General features: G+C 49.3%; 1 protein-coding gene. It reads right to left on the reverse strand.

Features of this window, described 5'->3' with window-relative positions:
* Nucleotides 1–93 precede the first annotated feature (93 nt).
* Nucleotides 94–410, reverse strand: a 317-nt coding sequence (gene rplW, locus KHA85_RS20445; protein ID WP_498039911.1) for a 50S ribosomal protein L23, incomplete at its 5' end; no start/stop codon positions are given.

The raw sequence follows: 410 nt of genomic DNA on the forward strand, positions 1-410 counted from the left end.
GTGCAGCTCAGGGTTAACCACTTTAACAACGTGGCGACGACCCGGAGATGTAGGTTTACATTTAACAATTGCCATTGTTCTTACTCCTCCGACTTACTCTGCGCCGCCGATGAAGTCCAGATTCTGGCCTTCTTTCAGGGTGACGTAAGCTTTTTTCCAGTCGCTACGACGACCAACACGCTGACCGTGACGCTTCACTTTCCCTTTAACTACCAGGGTGTTCACGTCTTCGACTTCGACTTCAAACAGTTTCTGCACTGCAGCTTTAATTTCTGCTTTGGTCGCGTCTTTGGCAACTTTGAGAACGATGGTGTTGCTTTTTTCCATCGCAGCGGATGCTTTTTCAGATACGTGCGGTGCACGCAGCACTTTCAGCAAACGTTCTTCACGGATCATGCCAGCATCTCCTC

The sequence above is a fragment of the Dietzia massiliensis genome (assembly GCF_018390595.1).
Classification (GTDB): domain Bacteria; phylum Actinomycetota; class Actinomycetes; order Mycobacteriales; family Mycobacteriaceae; genus Dietzia; species Dietzia massiliensis.